This window comes from Pseudomonas sp. SK3(2021) (assembly GCF_016772375.1).
GTDB lineage: Bacteria > Pseudomonadota > Gammaproteobacteria > Pseudomonadales > Pseudomonadaceae > Aquipseudomonas > Aquipseudomonas chlororaphis_I.
The window spans coordinates 4896256-4910905 of record NZ_CP061943.1 but is presented as its reverse complement, the minus strand read 5'-3'; the positions used below and the strand labels follow the sequence as shown (position 1 = coordinate 4910905).

Sequence of the window (14650 nt, the reverse complement as noted above, 5' to 3'; positions counted from 1 at the left end):
ATTATTGTCGTGCTGCTCAGGTGGCCAAACCGGTGATCGCCCCAGCCGTGGAGAGTGCGGCCGCGCCCTTGCCGATACGCGGCCGGATGCCTTACTCCTCTTGCTGGGGCCCGCCGCCGGCGGTGATCACTTGCACGCTCATGCGTGGCGTGGCCAGGTCCATTCCGGCTTCGTCGAGGTGACGCTTGAGGGACAGGTTGAAGGCTCGCGACACCTCCCATTGCTTGATCGGCGCGGTCTTGAAACGGGCGCGCAGAATCGCGTTGCCGGACTCGAAGCTTTCCACCCCCTGGAACTCCAGCGGCGACCAGATGTTGCGCCGTTGCAGCGGGTCGGTGCGCATCTTCTGGCCGACATCGCGCATCAGCTTGATGGCCTCGTCTATGTCCATGTTGTACGGAATGGCCACCCGGAAGATCGCGTAGCCGAACTCCCGGGAGTAGTTCTTGATGCTCTTGATTTCGCTGAACGGGATGGTGTGCACGATGCCGTCGATGTCCCGCAGGCGCACGGTGCGGATAGTCAGGCCTTCGACGGTACCCAGGTGGCCGCCGACGTCGACGTAGTCGTCGATGGCCAGGGAGTCTTCGATGATGATGAACAGGCCGGTGATCAGGTCGGCCACCAGCGACTGGGCGCCAAAACCGATGGCCAGGCCGATCACGCCGGCACCGGCCAGCAGCGGCGTGACGTTCATGCCCATGTTCGCCAGGGCGACGATCAGGGCGATGATGAAGATGGCCACGAACAGCACGTTGCGGATCAGCGGCATCATGGTCTGCGCCCGGGCATTGGCCAGGCCTTTGCGCGAACGGGTCAGGGCGTGATGCACCGCGGTGTCGCTGAGGATCCAGATCAGCCAGGCGAACAGCAGGGTGCCGCCGAGGCTGAACAGCTTGACGCTGATTTCATGGCCGTCGCCTTCGGTGAAGCGGATCAGCGACATGCCCCAGACCCGCAGGCCGAGTTCGATGAACACCAGCCATACCATCAGGTGGGCAAGGGTGTAGAAGAAGCCTTTCAGGCGTTCGGAGTACAGGGCGTGGCGCTTGTGCCCACGCTGGGGCTTGAGGGAATGGCGGCGCACCAGGCCGTTGATCACCATGCACAGCACCAGCAGCACGGTGCAGATCAGCGACTGGCGCAGGGCGGTGCTGGTGTCGCCGGCGGAAATGAAGGTGGCGAACAGGGAAATGGCTACCAGTACCAGCGCTGGCAGGTACCAGAAGGTGCCGATGATCTCGATGGTGTCGCTCAGGGCGCGGCGGGTCAGGCGCCGGGACAGCGGCTGGTTGCGGATCAGGTGCGCGATCGGCCGGCGAAAGCGCAGGATGAACACGCCGGTGGACAGGGCCGCCATGACATTGGCGAAGGTGGCCGCGGTGTGCGCCAGGTGGCTGCCCAGGCTGGCGATCAACCGTGGGTCGCTCAAGGCCTCGCCGAAGGCGGCGAAACTGCCGATCAGCCACAACGGCCGGAACGCCTGGCGCCGCAGAATGTACAGCGCGCGGTGACGGTTCGGACCGTCCAGCACGGAAAAGGCGATCACGCAGATCGCCGAGAAGCAGGTGCCGACCACCAGCGCGTAAGCCAGGACCATGGCCAGGTCCTTGCCCAGGGACGACGGCAGTTTGTAGGTCATGTACACGGTCATGATCAGCGCGATCAGCCAGGGCCCCAGTTTGCGCAGGGCGAAGCGCAGCAGGTCCCAGGTCTTGGGGTGTTGCGGCAGTTCTTCGGTGAGGCCGAAACGCTCCCGCAGGCGGTGACTGAGCCAGATCAGCGCCGCCGCCAGCAGGCTCCAGACCATCAGGATCAGGGCGAAGGCGAAGATGATCGGCAGCCATTCGCTGGCCGGCAGCATCAGGGCCGCCAGTTCATCCTGGGCCTGATCGAACTCGTTCGACCAGCGGGTAATCGGGCTGTCGGCGCCGGAGAACTGTTTTTCGAAGCTGGACAGGGTGCCGCCGATCAGGCCGAGCACGCCTTCTTCGGCGGGTGTCTGGGCCTTTTTCGTGGCGTCGCGGAGCTTTTTCAGGTCGGTCAGCAACTGGCTGCGTTGCTGGTCGTTTTCCAGGGATTTGATCACCTCATCCAGCGACTGCCCCAGGGGCTGCTCGGCTTGTGGCTGGGTTTTGCCACTGTTGAGCAGGCCCGGCAAACCCACTGCCTGGGCCGATGACAGCGGCAATAGCGTCAGGAGGCAGAGAAGCAGGCAGTAGGGCAGAACGGAAAGACGAGCAAACACTGGGCGGTCAACCTCAGAAAAAGCGGATCGACCGAGTGTACGAGGCAGCTAATACCAATGCGAGCCTGGACAGCGCATTTTATTCGGTGAGTTTGGCGAGGATCTTGTAGATCACGGTGCCGAGGATCAGCAGCATACCGGCCCACATGCTGAAGATGCCGGCATTCTTGTCGCGGAAGTTGTAGCCGATGGCCAGCAGGATCATCCCCGAGAGAATGGGAATGAGCATAGCGTGGAACGAAGACATCGAGATCATGGCGACAGCCTTGTCGGAAAAGATACCCATCAGTCTAGGTGGCTTTGGCCGAATTCGGGTTGATGTGCATCAGAAATGCCTCGACGCCTGGATTTTCGCGTCTTGTAGGAGCGAAGCTTGCTCGCGATGGCGGCGATGCGGAGGTACTGGACAACCGCGTCATCGTTCATCGCGAGCAAGCTTCGCTCCTGCAGAAGAGGGCTTACGGCAGGTCGCGGCTGGCGTAGAACGCGCTCAGTACCTTCACCAGATGCGCCAGGTCGTGGCTGCCGCACAGTTCGCGGATCGAGTGCATGGCGAAGGTCGGCAGGCCGATATCCACGGTGCGCACGCCCAGGTGGCTGGCGGTGATCGGGCCGATGGTCGAGCCGCAGCCCATGTCGCTGCGCACCACGAAGCTTTGCACCGGCACTTCCTCGGCCATGCACAGGTGGCGGAAGAAACCGGCGGTTTCGCTGTTGGTGGCGTAGCGCTGGTTGCTGTTGACCTTGATCACCGGGCCTGCGTTGAGTTTCGGACCGTGGTTGGCATCGTGCTTGTCGGCGTAGTTGGGGTGCACGCCGTGGGCGTTGTCGGCCGAGACCAGCAGCGACTTCTGGATGGTGCGTACGAATTCGTCGCCTTCGGGCAGCAGGCGGCGCAGGGTCTGCTCGAGCATCGGGCCGTCGGCGCCGCAGGCCGAGCAGGAGCCGACTTCTTCGTGGTCGTTGCAGACCAGCACGCAGGTTTCCTCGGTGTCGGCGTTGAGCAAGGCTTGCAGGCCGGCGTAGCAGGACAGCAGGTTGTCCAGGCGCGCGCCGGCGATGAAGTCGCCGTGCAGGCCGATCACCGCGGCGCTTTGGGTGTCGTAGAAGCTCAGCTCGTAATCGAGCACCACATCGGCGTTCAGGCCATGTTCGCGGGCCAGTTGGTCGGTCAGTACCGCGCGGAAGTCGACCCGCTCGTCGCCGGCGAATTGCGCGAGGATTGGCGGCAACTCGGTCTGGGCGTTGATGGCCCAGCCCTGGTTGGCTTCTCGATTGAGGTGAATGGCCAGGTTGGGGATGGTCGCGATGGGCACCTTGAAGTCGATCAGTTGGCTTTCGACCTTGCCGTCGCGACGGAAGGTGACGCGGCCAGCCAGCGACAAGTCGCGGTCGAACCAGGGCGCCAGCAAGGCGCCGCCGTAGACTTCCACGCCCAGTTGCCAGAAGCCCTGGCGTTGCAGCTCCGGTTGCGGCTTGACCCGCAGGCACGGGCTGTCGGTGTGCGCGCCGACCATGCGGACCCCGCCTTGCAGGGGCGAATGCCGGCCCAGCTTGACGGCCACGATGGAGGAGTCATTGCGGGTGATGTAGTAGCGACCGTTGGCTTCGGTGGTCCACGCCTCGCGCTCGTCGAGACGCTGGTAGCCTGCGGCCTCCAGGCGTTGAACGAGGCTGGCGGTTGCATGGAAAGGGGTAGGAGAGGCCTTGAGGAAGTCGATCAGGCCCTGGTTCAACTCTTTGCGCATAAGTAACTCCAGACAGCAGTGGCGCGAGTTTACCGTATCGGCTCGCGGCATTGCAGGCGCAATGCCGTTGAGGGCGACAACATTCATCGCGGCAGGGAAAACGACTCAACCGGTGATCAGGTTGCCTTTGAGGAACACTTCGCGGCGTTGCTTGCGGCCCACATATTCATGCTTGCTGGCCTGGTAAACCTGGTCGAATTTCTCTGCGCAAATACCTGGCAGTTGATCGAGGTATTCCTCCACCAGCGCGTCGTACCGTACTTCGGTGATCAGTTTGTAGACTTCGCGACGGTAGAAGAACCCCAACTGAAAACCCAGGGTTTCACTGGGATGGGGCGTGATGGTCGCGAAGCAGTTCTCGAAGTCGATGGCCTTGAGCGGAGCCTGGGGGCTGATCATGATGTTGCCGGCCCAGAAGTCCATGTGGGTGATGTTCTTTTGCGCGAGGGAGTGCAGCAGTCCGAATGCATCGCGGATAAAGGGTTCGATCTTGTCCGGGTTGTTGCGTAACCACTGTACGCCGTCGACGTAGTCGTCCAGCAGGCGGGTAATGATGAAGTATTCCTGTACCAGCCCCAGGCGATCCCGGGTATAGCCGAATCCTTCAAGGTCGGACATCTGTACGCCGCGGCGCTGGGCTTCGACGGTGTTGATCAGCTCTTCCAGCGGCCAGTCGAAGCGGCCGTTGCGCTGGGGCTTGCCCAGGGTGACGCGAACTTTCGCCTTGAGTGTATCCAGAGGCTGCACCTTGGCGAACAGCGGTGTCTCGCCGGTCGCCAAAGGGGCGCTGGCGCGGGTCTGTTTGTGTGCGTGACGTTGGCGGATAAGTTGTTCGAGGGCTGTGCAGGCGTTTACCGAAGGTTTTTCGCGAAGGTGCAGGGTGGTATTCAGAAAGCAGAAGGTGAAAGGGTAATCGCGTTGAAATGGCTGACTGCTGAGCACGAGGGGCTTCCTGCCTTAATGTCGAATAGCCACTATTTTAATATTTTTTTCACAAATCCATAACAAGTTATTCAGATTAATCTTTATTTTGGGTCGGATTTTTCTGTAGATGTATGCCCCTCAATCGAGGGGCGTCCCGCTACGGTGGCCGTTCTCGATCAGAACGGTGCCGGGCACTCGAAGCGCAGGCGTTCGCCACTCTGCGGATGGGTGAAGCTGAGCATGCTGGCGTGCAGGCACAGGCGCGGCCAGGCGGCCAGCGCTTGCGGATGTGCGTACAGGCCGTCGCCCAGCAGTGGGTGGCCGATGGACAGCATGTGTACCCGCAGTTGGTGCGAGCGCCCGGTGATCGGGGTCAACTCGACGCGGCACCAGTCGCCGCAGCGTTCCAGCACTCGCCAGAAAGTCAGGGCGTTCTTGCCGAACTCGTGGTCCACCACGTGCCGCGGTTTGGTTGGCGGGTCGTAGCGCAGTGGCAGGTCGATGCTGCCGCTGTCCAGTTCCGGCTGGCCCCAGCACAGCGCGGTGTAGGCTTTCTCGGTCTCGCGGTCGTGAAATTGCCGGGACAGTTCGCGATGGGTATCGGGGTCGCGGGCCAGCAGGATGATGCCGGAGGTTTCCCAGTCCAGCCGGTGGACGATGCGGGCTTCCGGGTAGCCGTTTTCCTGCAGGCGGGTGATCAGGCAATCCTTGTTGTCATCGGCCCGGCCAGGCACGGAGAGCAGCAGGGTGGGTTTGTCCACCACCAGGACGGCAGCGTCCTGGTGAATGATGCGGATATTCGACAGCGGCATTAAAACAGCCTCGTAACAAACGCCAACGGCGGCTCGATCAACCCGGTCTCTACAGGAACAAGCTTGCTCCTGTAGAAAAACCGAGGGATCGAGCCGCCGTGGCTCCAGCCGAATCGATCAGCGATCAGGCAGGGTGATATTGAGTTCCAGGATCGAGCAGCTGCCCTGGTTTTCCAGGGCGACATGCACGTCATCGGACCCGATATTGACGTACTTGCGGATTACTTCCACCAGTTCCTTCTGCAAGGCAGGCAAGTAATCAGGGGCAGTGCGTTGGCCGCGTTCATGCGCCACGATGATCTGTAGACGCTCTTTCGCTACCGACGCGGTGTTTACTTTTTTGCTGGCACGAAAGAAGTCAAAAAGGTTCATTACCTACCTCCAAACAGGCGCTCGAAGAATCCCTTCTTCTCGACATTGAGGAACCGGTGTTCCTTTTCCTTGCCCAGCAAGCGATCAACGGTATCGCTGTAGGCCTGACCGGCATCGCTCTGGTCGTCGAGAATCACCGGCACGCCCTGGTTGGAGGCCTTGAGCACTGCCTGGGATTCCGGGATCACGCCGAGAAGGCGCACAGCGAGGATTTCCTTGACGTCTTCGACACCGAGCATTTCCCCTTTTTCGACGCGCTCCGGGTGGTAGCGGGTGATCAGCAGGTGTTCCTGGATCGGCTCTTCGCCTCTTTCGGCACGACGGGACTTGCTGGCCAGAAGGCCGAGCATGCGGTCGGAGTCGCGCACCGAGGAAACTTCAGGGTTGGTCACGACAATCGCTTCGTCGGCGAAGTACATGGCCAGGTGGGCACCTTTCTCGATACCGGCCGGGGAGTCGCAGACCACGAAATCGAAGGTCTCCTTGAGCTCCATCAGCACTTTTTCCACGCCTTCCTGGGTCAGCGCGTCTTTGTCGCGGGTCTGACTGGCGGCCAGTACGTAGAGGTTTTCCAGGCGCTTGTCTTTGATCAGGGCTTGCTGCAGGTTGGCTTCGCCGTTGACCACGTTGACGAAGTCATACACCACGCGACGTTCGCAACCCATGATCAGGTCGAGGTTACGCAAGCCGACGTCGAAGTCGACGATGACAGTTTTGTGGCCGCGCAGAGCGAGGCCGGTACCGATAGCGGCGCTGGTGGTGGTCTTACCCACACCACCCTTGCCGGATGTAACCACGAGAATCTTGGCCAAGGTGTTTCACCCCTAAGGAAAAAGGACTTTTAGCCCCTGAAAAACATCTCTTGAAAACTACTGCAGTCGGACAGCCTTGGCTGGAGGTCGGTTAACACCTGCTCCTACTTCGTTTGAGCCGTTTTCGCTACGTTTTAGAGATGCTTGGAAAATGCGGCAGTATCCGTTAAAGACGTGTGATGTTCAACACGTCACCCGACAGGCTGACCTGGACCCCGGCCCCCCACAACGGATCGCGCCGCAGGTCCTCGGAAACCTTGTACTGGCCAGCGATGGACACCAGTTCAGCGCTCAATTGCTGACAGAAAATCCGTGCCTTGGTGTCGCCCTTGACCCCGGCCAGCGCTCGACCGCGCATCGGGCCGTATACATGGATGTTGCCATCGGCCAGAAGTTCCGCACCCGGACTGACCGAAGAGGTCACTACCAGATCGCCACCCTGGGCATAGATCTGCTGTCCGCCGCGTACTGGCGAAGTGATGATGCGGGTGGGCTTGATGGTCGGTTCAGGCGGCTTTTCAGGCTTTTTCCGGGCTTCGTTTTCCTGCGGTTCCAGCGGTCGTTCCCGGGCGCCGGAGGGCGGCAGGACCGGCAGATCGACGGCGATCGCCGCGGCGATGTCTTCGATGCGGCTGGCGCGGATCGCCAGGGTGCGCAGACCATGGTGACGGCAGACGCGCATCAGGCCGGGCAGATCGACGGCGCCTTCGCTGGCTGGCAGTTTGTCCAGCGCCAGCACCAGCGGGGCGTTACTGAAGAAATTCGGGGCTTGCGCGACCTTCGCCGCCAGTTGGCGATCGAGGCCTTCGAGGTCGTTGCGGGCCAGTTCCAGCACGGTGATGGCCAGCATGCTGCCCTTCAACTGGAACACAGGATCCAGGTCTTGCGATTCGGTTTGGCTCATGGTCGGCATAAAGCGGCTTGTCACTAAAAGTGCCGAGACTTATAACGAGAACGCCCGCGGGCCGCAAGCCGGGTCGAACCGATGTAGAATGCGCGACCTTGTTGTCTGTCCGGAATCTGTAATGGATCGCCCGCGTTTTCGAGCTGCATTTCTTTATCCCCGTTTTTGGCCGCTGTGGCTGGGCCTGGGCCTGCTATGGCTGGTGGTCCAGTTGCCTTATCCGCTGCTGCTGTGGATCGGCCGTGCCCTGGGCGCGCTGATGTACCGGGTGGCCGGCGAGCGTCGGCGGATCGCCAAGCGCAACCTGGAACTGTGTTTCCCCGAGAAGTCCGCGGCCGAGCGCAAGCGCCTGCTCAAGGACAACTTCGCCTCCACCGGCATCGCCTTTTTCGAAATGGCCATGAGCTGGTGGTGGTCCAAGCCGCGCCTGGCGCGCCTGGCCCATGTCGAAGGGCTGGAGCACCTCAAGCAGGCGCAGCTGGAAGGCAAGGGCGTGATCCTCATGGCCCTGCATTTCACCACCCTGGAAGTCGGCGCGGCGTTGCTGGGCCAGCAGCACACCATCGACGGCATGTACCGCGAGCACAAGAACCCGCTGTTCGATTTCATCCAGCGCCGTGGTCGCGAGCGGCACAACCTGGATTCCCTGGCGGTGGAGCGTGAAGACGTGCGCGGCATGCTCAAGCTGCTGCGCGCCGGGCGCGCCATCTGGTACGCACCGGACCAGGATTACGGCGCCAAGCAGAGCGTGTTCGTGCCACTGTTCGGTATCCAGGCAGCGACGGTTACCGCCACCAGCAAGTTCGCCCGGCTGGGCAAGGCCCTGGTGGTGCCTTTCACTCAGCAGCGGCTGGCCGATGGCAGTGGTTATCGGCTGGTGATTCACCCGCCGTTGCAGGATTTCCCGGGAGAGACCGAAGAGGCCGATTGCCTGCGCATCAACCAATGGATCGAAGGCGTGCTGCGCGAGTGCCCGGAGCAGTACCTGTGGGCGCACCGCCGCTTCAAGAGCCGCCCGCCGGGCGAGCCGAAGCTGTATAAGAAGCGCGGTTGAAATTATCGCGTTAGATTGAAAGCCCTTTATCAGCGCCATGGAGTGTTGCGATGAGCCCAGCGGAACCGGTCACAGGATTGATTCTTTCCGGCGGCGGGGCTCGTGCGGCATATCAGGTGGGGGTATTGGCGGCGATTGCCGAGTTGCTGCCAGCAGGGGCGAGCAATCCGTTTCCGGTGATTGTCGGGACCTCGGCTGGGGCGATCAACGCGGTCAGCGTGGCCAGTGGCGCGCTGGATTTCACCGCGGCCATCGAGCGTCTCACGGCGTTCTGGCAGGGCTTTCGCAGCCATCAGGTGATCCGCAGCGACTGGCCCGGGGTGATCCGCCAGGCCGCCCGGTTCGTCGGCCACAGCTTGCTCGGCCTGGGCGCGCAGGTGCCGGTGGCGCTGGTCAACAGCTCGCCGCTGCGGCAGTTGTTGAACGATCAACTGCAGTTGTCCGGTATTCGTCAGGCTATCGCGCAAAAGCACTTGCAGGCAGTGGCGGTCACGGCCTTCGGTTATGAATCGGGCCAAGCGGTGACCTTCTACCAGGGCGCAGGCACCATCGATGCCTGGCTGCGCCATCGGCGTATCGGCCTGCCCACCGAACTCACGGTCGAACACTTGCTGGCCAGTTCGGCGATTCCGTTGCTGTTCGCGCCGGTGAAAATCGACCAGGAGTTTTTCGGCGACGGCGCGGTGCGGCAATCGGCGCCCATCAGTCCGGCCTTGCACTTGGGGGCCAGCCGAGTGCTGGTGGTCGGGGTCAGCGGCAACCCCCGTGGCATCGATCCGCAGGCGCCCCAGCAGCGCAGCTACACCGGGCAGCAGCCGACGCTGGCGCAGATCGGCGGCCACATGCTCAACAGTACTTTCATTGACAGCCTGGAGAGCGACATCGAGCTCCTGCAGCGGCTCAACCAGTTCAGTCATCTGCTGCCGTCGGGCACGCCCGTGCGCACTTTGGGTGTGGCGCCGATCGAGGTGCTGGTGATTGCGCCCAGCCAGCCGATCGATGAAATCGCTGCCCGTCATCGGCATGAGCTGCCAGCGGCATTGCGCCTGTTTCTGCGCGGGCCGGGGGCAACCAAGACCAGCGGTGCCGGGGTCCTGAGTTACCTGCTGTTCGAGGCGGGGTATTGCAGCGAGCTGATCGAGCTGGGGCGCAGCGATGCCCTGGCCAAGCGCGACGAGCTGCGGCGGTTCCTGGGGTTGGCGGCAGAGGTCGCGACCGCCTGAAAAAGTATCGCGAGCAAGCTCGCTCCTACAGGGTGTTCATCGTTTCTGTAGGAGCGAGCTTGCTCGCGATAGCGTTTCTAAGGGCAATGCTCAGGCCGTCAGTTTGTCGTCGCGAAAATCCCGCAACGCCTGTTCGATTTCTTCCCGGGTGTTCATCACGAACGGGCCGTACTGCACGATCGGCTCGCCCAGGGGCTTGCCGGCAATCAGCAGCACACGGGCCCCGGCGGCACTGCTCAGCTGGATTTCACCCTGGTCGGACAGGCGCACCAGCTTGCTGCTGGCGACCGGTTGCGGATGCCCGGCCAGCTCGATCTGGCCTTCATAGACATACAGCAGGGCCCGGTGCCCCTCGGGCAGGCGCGGGCTGATGCTGGCGCCAGCAGGCAGGCGCAGGTCGAAGTAGTGGGGCTCGGTGTCTGGTCGTTCCACGGCGCCAGTCTGTTGCACCTGGCCGTCATCGAAGCGGCCGGCGATCACCACCACGTCCACGTCATTGGCGGTGGTCAGGCGCGGAATCTCCTGGGGTTGAATGTCCCGGTAGCCGGCCTTGTCCAGCTTGTGCTTGGCCGGCAGGTTCAGCCATAGCTGGAAGCCGCGCATCACGCCTTCTTCCTGTTCCGGCATCTCGCTGTGGATGATGCCCTTGGCGGCGGTCATCCACTGCACGCCACCGCCTTCCAGCAGGCCGACGTTGCCCAGGTGATCTTCGTGGCGCATGCGGCCTTCGAGCATGTAGGTGACGGTTTCGAAACCGCGATGGGGATGGGGCGGGAAGCCGGCGATGTAATCGTCGGGGTTTTCCGAGCCGAACTCGTCGAGCATCAGGAACGGGTCGAAACGCTCGACACCCTGGCCACCAAAGACCCGGGTCAGCCTGACGCCGGCGCCGTCCGAGGCGGGCTGGCCGGTATGGACGCTGAGTACTTTGCGAAATTGAGTCATCGATAGCAACTCCTGATCAGGTTGGAATGAGCGACATGCTATGCCAACTCAATTGATCAATGGTTGCGAATATCGAAGTATTACTATCGATTTATTCGATTAAATCCGTTCCCGCGACCAGCACGGGAACGGCATTCACTGCATCAGAAGTGGTACTTGAGCAGCAGGCTGGCGGTGTTCTGGTCGGTGTCGAAGTAGGGGGTGTCCTTGACCCCGTACTTGTTCTTCCAATAGTCGTATTCGATACCGACATACAACTGTTTGTCGCCCAGTTTCAGCGCCTTGCCCAGGTCGTACTTGATCTGCGGGTTGATGTGCAGGTTGGCGTGGTACTCGCCTTTGGCGTTCTTGTCGTTGTCCACCACCCAGTCGATGAAGCCGTCGATCAGGATGTCCGAACGGCCCACGGGAATGGTGTAGGACCAGACCGGGGTGATCTGCCAGACATTGTCGCCGGCACGGCTGCCTTCGGTCTGACGGTTGTAGAAGTTCAACTGGAAGTAATCGAACCCGGGGATCGCCAGGTCAAAACCCGGACCGATCAGGTAGGACTCGTTATCGCCTTCGCCGAACTCGTAAGTCATGGCCAGCAATACATCCTTGATCGGGCCGAACTCCAACTTCTGGTCAAAGATCTTGCCGAATGAAAGACGCGGGCTGAACTCGCCGTAATAAGTGTTCGGGCCGACGTTGCCGTCCTTTTTACCGTTGTAGAAGATCTTGTCGATAAACAGGAAGTTGTCGCCGTACTTCCAGGCATCGGCATGTTCGAAAGTAACGGTTTGCTGGATCTGCGGATTGATCGTGAAGTCTTTGCCGTAGAGGTAGGTCAGGCTGTTGTTCTGCCATTGCAGCAGATCGCCGGCGGTGGCCTGGGCCCCAGCCAGCAAGGATCCGGCAAGCATCAGGCCTTTACAGATGCGGTTCATTCGGTTGCTCCCAAAAAGTAAGTGGTTCCACGTTTTTTCTTTAAAAGCCGGTGCTCTGGTGCGGCACCTTTCATGGGCTGAAAAATCATCCGATCGGTCAGCTTTGTTGCTGATAGCAAGAGCTGAGCCAAGGCGAAAAAAAAGCGCAAAAACTCCCGCACGGCTGTACGAATACAGTCGATCGAGAGTGAATTCGGTTTTAAATCGGTACGCCTTGGTACTTTCCAGAGGCCAGGATAAGTTGGCTTTCTGGTCAGGTTTTAAATCCGGGCTTTTTTTTTCACCGGATTCAGGTGGCCGCGGAGAATACTGACTCCCACGGCCTTGCTCAAGTGCTCTGCAATAGCGCACTCGAAACAACTTTGGGGCATGTTTACCGGCCATCCTAGAAATGCACCTTTACCAGCAGGCTGGCGGTGTTCTGGTTGGTGTCCAGGTTCGGGCTGTCCTGGATGCCGTACTTATCCTTCCAGTAGCTGTATTCGAGGCCGACATACAACTGCTTCTCGCCCAGGCGCAGGGCCTTGCCCAGGTCGTATTTGATCTGCGGGTTGATATGCAGGTTGGCGTGGTAGGTGCCGCGCTCGTTCTGGTCGTTGTCCACCACCCAGTCCAGGTAGCCGTCGATCAACAGGTTCGAGCGACCCAGCGCAATGCTGTAGGACCAGGAGGGGGTGATCTGCCAGACACCGTCGCCGGGGCGCGGGCCTTCGGTCTGGCGGCGGTAGACGTTCAGGGTGAAGTAGTTGAAGCCCGGGACGGCGAGGTCGAAACCGGGGCCGATCAGATAGGCCTCGCTGTCGCCTTCGCCATACTCGTAGGTCATGGCCAGCAACACGTCCTTGACCGGACCGAAGGCCAATGAGCGGTCGAGGATCTTGCCGAACGACAACCTGGGGCTGAACTCGCCGTAAAAGGTGTGGCGGCCTTTGTTACGGTCTTCCTGGCCGTTGTAGAAAATCTTGTCGACGAACAGGAAGGTGTCGCCGTATTTCCATCGGTCGGCGTGTTCGAAGGTCACCGTCTGCTGGATCGACGGATTGATCGCGAAGTTCTTGCCGTACAGGTACGTCAGGCTGTTGGTCTGCCACAGCAGCAGATCACCGGCCATGGCCTGGGTTGTCGCCAGCAGCGTGCCGCTGAGCAGCAGGCGTACGTGTGCATGTCTCATCGTGTTGCTCCCTGTTTGTTTTTATTGTCAAGGCGCAGGCAGCCGCCGACTGCGACCAGGCGCGGTGCCGGGTCTGGCTGTCGTGCGTGTATTTCGGGTATCGACGGTCAAGCAGGGGCGACTGCCAGGCCGCCCCGTTCAGGCTTCAATGCTGGTGGGCGTGTCGAGCGTTGCTGGCGGCCCGTTCGGTGCCGCCCAGGATGTTGAACAGCAGGTTCAGGGTTAGGGCACTGAGGGTCGCCATGGCGATTCCGCTGTGGGTGATCGGGCTCATCCACAGGGGCAGGTGGGCGAAGAACTCCGGCCGGACCACCGGAATCAGGCCCATGCCGATGCTCACCGCCACCAGCAGTTGATTGCGGCGGTCGGCGATGTCGGCTTCCTGGAGGATCTTGATCCCGGTCGCCGCCACCATGCCGAACATGGCGATGGCCGCGCCGCCCAGTACCGCCGGTGGAATCGAGGCCACCAGGAAGGCTGCCTTGGGCAGCAGGCTCAACACTATCAGCAGGCCGCCGGCGACTAGGGTTACCGAGCGGCAACGCACGCCGGTCATCTGCACCAGGCCGATGTTCTGGGCGAACGAAGAGTGGGTGAAGGTGTTGAGGAAACCGGCGAAAAACGAGGCGCCGGCATCACACAGCAGGCCGCGACGCAGCATGCGCGGGCTGACTTCCTGGCCGGTGATTTTCCCCAGCGCCAGGAACATCCCGGTGGACTCGACAAAGATGATCACCACCACCAGGCACATCGAAAGGATCGGCGCCAGATGGAACTGCGGCATGCCGAAATGCAGCGGGGTGACTACCTGCACCCAGGGCGCCTGGGCCATGCCGCTGAGGTCGACCATGCCAATCAGGCCACAGAGTACATAGCCCAGGCCCATGCCGATCAGCACTGAAATGTTCACCCAGAAACCGCGCATGAAACGGTGCACCAGCAGGATGGTGCCCAGTACCAGCGCGGCGATGCTCAGGTAGATCGGGGAGCCGAATTCGGCATTGTGGCTGCCGCCGCCCGCCCAGTTCACCGCGACTGGGAATAGCGACAAACCGATGGAGGTGATGACGGTGCCGGTGACCAGGGGCGGGAAGAAGCGCACCACCTTGGACATGAAGGGCGCGATGAGCATGCCGAAGAAACCGGCGGCGATGGTTGCACCAAAAATCCCCGGCAGGCCGATGCCGGGCATGCCGGCCATGGCCACCATGCTGCCCACCGCGGCAAAGCTGGCGCCCATCATCACCGGCATGCGGATGCCCATGGGGCCGATGCCGAGGGATTGCACGATGGTGGCGATGCCGGCGACCAGCAGGTCGGCATTGATCAGGAAGGCGATTTCTTCACGATTCAGACCCGCGGCCTGCCCGATGATCAGCGGCACCGCGATGGCGCCTCCGTACATCAGCAGGACATGCTGCAACCCGACCAGGATCAGTTGCAAAAGGGGCAGTCGCGCAATGGCGGGTGCGTCGGGGATGCGCGGTTCGTTTAACGCGGACATGCAA

At 61.5% G+C, this 14650-nt stretch carries 14 protein-coding genes; 2 read left to right on the top strand and 12 right to left on the bottom strand.

Annotated elements, in window-relative coordinates; translation table 11 throughout:
* Positions 1–91: 91 nt before the first annotated feature.
* The 8 genes from IF690_RS21415 to minC all read right to left on the bottom strand — a co-directional run bounded on the left by IF690_RS21415 (position 92) and on the right by minC (position 7820).
* Positions 92–2248, bottom strand: coding sequence for a mechanosensitive ion channel family protein (locus IF690_RS21415; protein ID WP_202697284.1), 2157 nt, complete (start codon positions 2246–2248; stop codon positions 92–94).
* A 79-nt stretch (positions 2249–2327) separates the two neighbouring features.
* The gene (locus tag IF690_RS21410; RefSeq protein WP_202697283.1) at positions 2328–2504 is read right to left on the bottom strand and encodes a hypothetical protein; all 177 of its coding nucleotides are present in this window, start codon (positions 2502–2504) and stop codon (positions 2328–2330) included.
* Positions 2505–2706: 202 nt separating this feature from the next.
* Positions 2707–3996, bottom strand: a complete 1290-nt coding sequence (locus IF690_RS21405) for a M18 family aminopeptidase (protein ID WP_202697282.1) — start codon at positions 3994–3996, stop codon at positions 2707–2709.
* 105 nt (positions 3997–4101) lie between these two features.
* The gene (locus IF690_RS21400) at positions 4102–4938 is read right to left on the bottom strand and encodes a hypothetical protein (RefSeq protein WP_202697281.1); all 837 of its coding nucleotides are present in this window, start codon (positions 4936–4938) and stop codon (positions 4102–4104) included.
* A gap of 158 nt (positions 4939–5096) precedes the next feature.
* A complete protein-coding gene (locus IF690_RS21395; RefSeq protein ID WP_007928667.1) occupies positions 5097–5732 on the bottom strand; it encodes an RluA family pseudouridine synthase in 636 nt (211 codons plus the stop codon).
* 117 nt (positions 5733–5849) lie between these two features.
* Entirely contained in the window at positions 5850–6104 is a 255-nt protein-coding gene (gene minE, locus IF690_RS21390; RefSeq protein ID WP_023966488.1) for a cell division topological specificity factor MinE, read from the bottom strand.
* Positions 6104–6916: a septum site-determining protein MinD gene (gene minD, locus IF690_RS21385; protein ID WP_009050222.1), complete on the bottom strand. Its 813-nt coding sequence runs from the start codon at positions 6914–6916 to the stop codon at positions 6104–6106. Before minD ends, minE begins: the two co-directional genes overlap by 1 nt.
* A gap of 166 nt (positions 6917–7082) precedes the next feature.
* Positions 7083–7820, bottom strand: coding sequence for a septum site-determining protein MinC (gene minC, locus IF690_RS21380; RefSeq protein ID WP_009045065.1), 738 nt, complete (start codon positions 7818–7820; stop codon positions 7083–7085).
* A gap of 121 nt (positions 7821–7941) precedes the next feature.
* Between minC and IF690_RS21375 the strand changes: the two genes are divergently transcribed.
* The gene (locus IF690_RS21375) at positions 7942–8874 is read left to right on the top strand and encodes a lipid A biosynthesis lauroyl acyltransferase (RefSeq protein ID WP_202697280.1); all 933 of its coding nucleotides are present in this window, start codon (positions 7942–7944) and stop codon (positions 8872–8874) included.
* A 50-nt stretch (positions 8875–8924) separates the two neighbouring features.
* Complete coding sequence (locus IF690_RS21370; RefSeq protein WP_202697279.1) at positions 8925–10097, top strand: patatin-like phospholipase family protein; 1173 nt, start codon at positions 8925–8927, stop codon at positions 10095–10097.
* 90 nt (positions 10098–10187) lie between these two features.
* On the opposite strand, the gene IF690_RS21365 is transcribed toward IF690_RS21370, so the two are convergent.
* From IF690_RS21365 to IF690_RS21350, 4 genes are all read right to left on the bottom strand, one after another.
* A complete protein-coding gene (locus tag IF690_RS21365; protein ID WP_202697278.1) occupies positions 10188–11042 on the bottom strand; it encodes a pirin family protein in 855 nt (284 codons plus the stop codon).
* A 143-nt stretch (positions 11043–11185) separates the two neighbouring features.
* A complete protein-coding gene (locus tag IF690_RS21360) occupies positions 11186–11971 on the bottom strand; it encodes an outer membrane protein OmpK (RefSeq protein WP_202697277.1) in 786 nt (261 codons plus the stop codon).
* A 385-nt stretch (positions 11972–12356) separates the two neighbouring features.
* Positions 12357–13142, bottom strand: coding sequence for an outer membrane protein OmpK (locus IF690_RS21355; RefSeq protein WP_202697276.1), 786 nt, complete (start codon positions 13140–13142; stop codon positions 12357–12359).
* Between the two features lie 145 nt (positions 13143–13287).
* Entirely contained in the window at positions 13288–14646 is a 1359-nt protein-coding gene (locus IF690_RS21350; protein WP_202697275.1) for a nucleobase:cation symporter-2 family protein, read from the bottom strand.
* Between the last annotated feature and the right edge of the window lie 4 nt (positions 14647–14650).

Excerpts from the sequence above, each read along its gene's own strand:
- minC (WP_009045065.1), bottom strand. The coding sequence starts at position 7,820 with ATGAGCCAAACCGAATCGCAAGACCTGGATCCTGTGTTCCAGTTGAAG.
- IF690_RS21355 (WP_202697276.1), bottom strand. The coding sequence starts at position 13,142 with ATGAGACATGCACACGTACGCCTGCTGCTCAGCGGCACGCTGCTGGCG.
- IF690_RS21360 (WP_202697277.1), bottom strand. The coding sequence starts at position 11,971 with ATGAACCGCATCTGTAAAGGCCTGATGCTTGCCGGATCCTTGCTGGCT.
- IF690_RS21405 (WP_202697282.1), bottom strand. The coding sequence starts at position 3,996 with ATGCGCAAAGAGTTGAACCAGGGCCTGATCGACTTCCTCAAGGCCTCT.
- minE (WP_023966488.1), bottom strand. The coding sequence starts at position 6,104 with ATGAACCTTTTTGACTTCTTTCGTGCCAGCAAAAAAGTAAACACCGCG.
- IF690_RS21410 (WP_202697283.1), bottom strand. The coding sequence starts at position 2,504 with ATGATCTCGATGTCTTCGTTCCACGCTATGCTCATTCCCATTCTCTCG.
- IF690_RS21370 (WP_202697279.1), top strand. The coding sequence starts at position 8,925 with ATGAGCCCAGCGGAACCGGTCACAGGATTGATTCTTTCCGGCGGCGGG.
- IF690_RS21365 (WP_202697278.1), bottom strand. The coding sequence starts at position 11,042 with ATGACTCAATTTCGCAAAGTACTCAGCGTCCATACCGGCCAGCCCGCC.
- IF690_RS21350 (WP_202697275.1), bottom strand. The coding sequence starts at position 14,646 with ATGTCCGCGTTAAACGAACCGCGCATCCCCGACGCACCCGCCATTGCG.
- IF690_RS21375 (WP_202697280.1), top strand. The coding sequence starts at position 7,942 with ATGGATCGCCCGCGTTTTCGAGCTGCATTTCTTTATCCCCGTTTTTGG.
- IF690_RS21395 (WP_007928667.1), bottom strand. The coding sequence starts at position 5,732 with ATGCCGCTGTCGAATATCCGCATCATTCACCAGGACGCTGCCGTCCTG.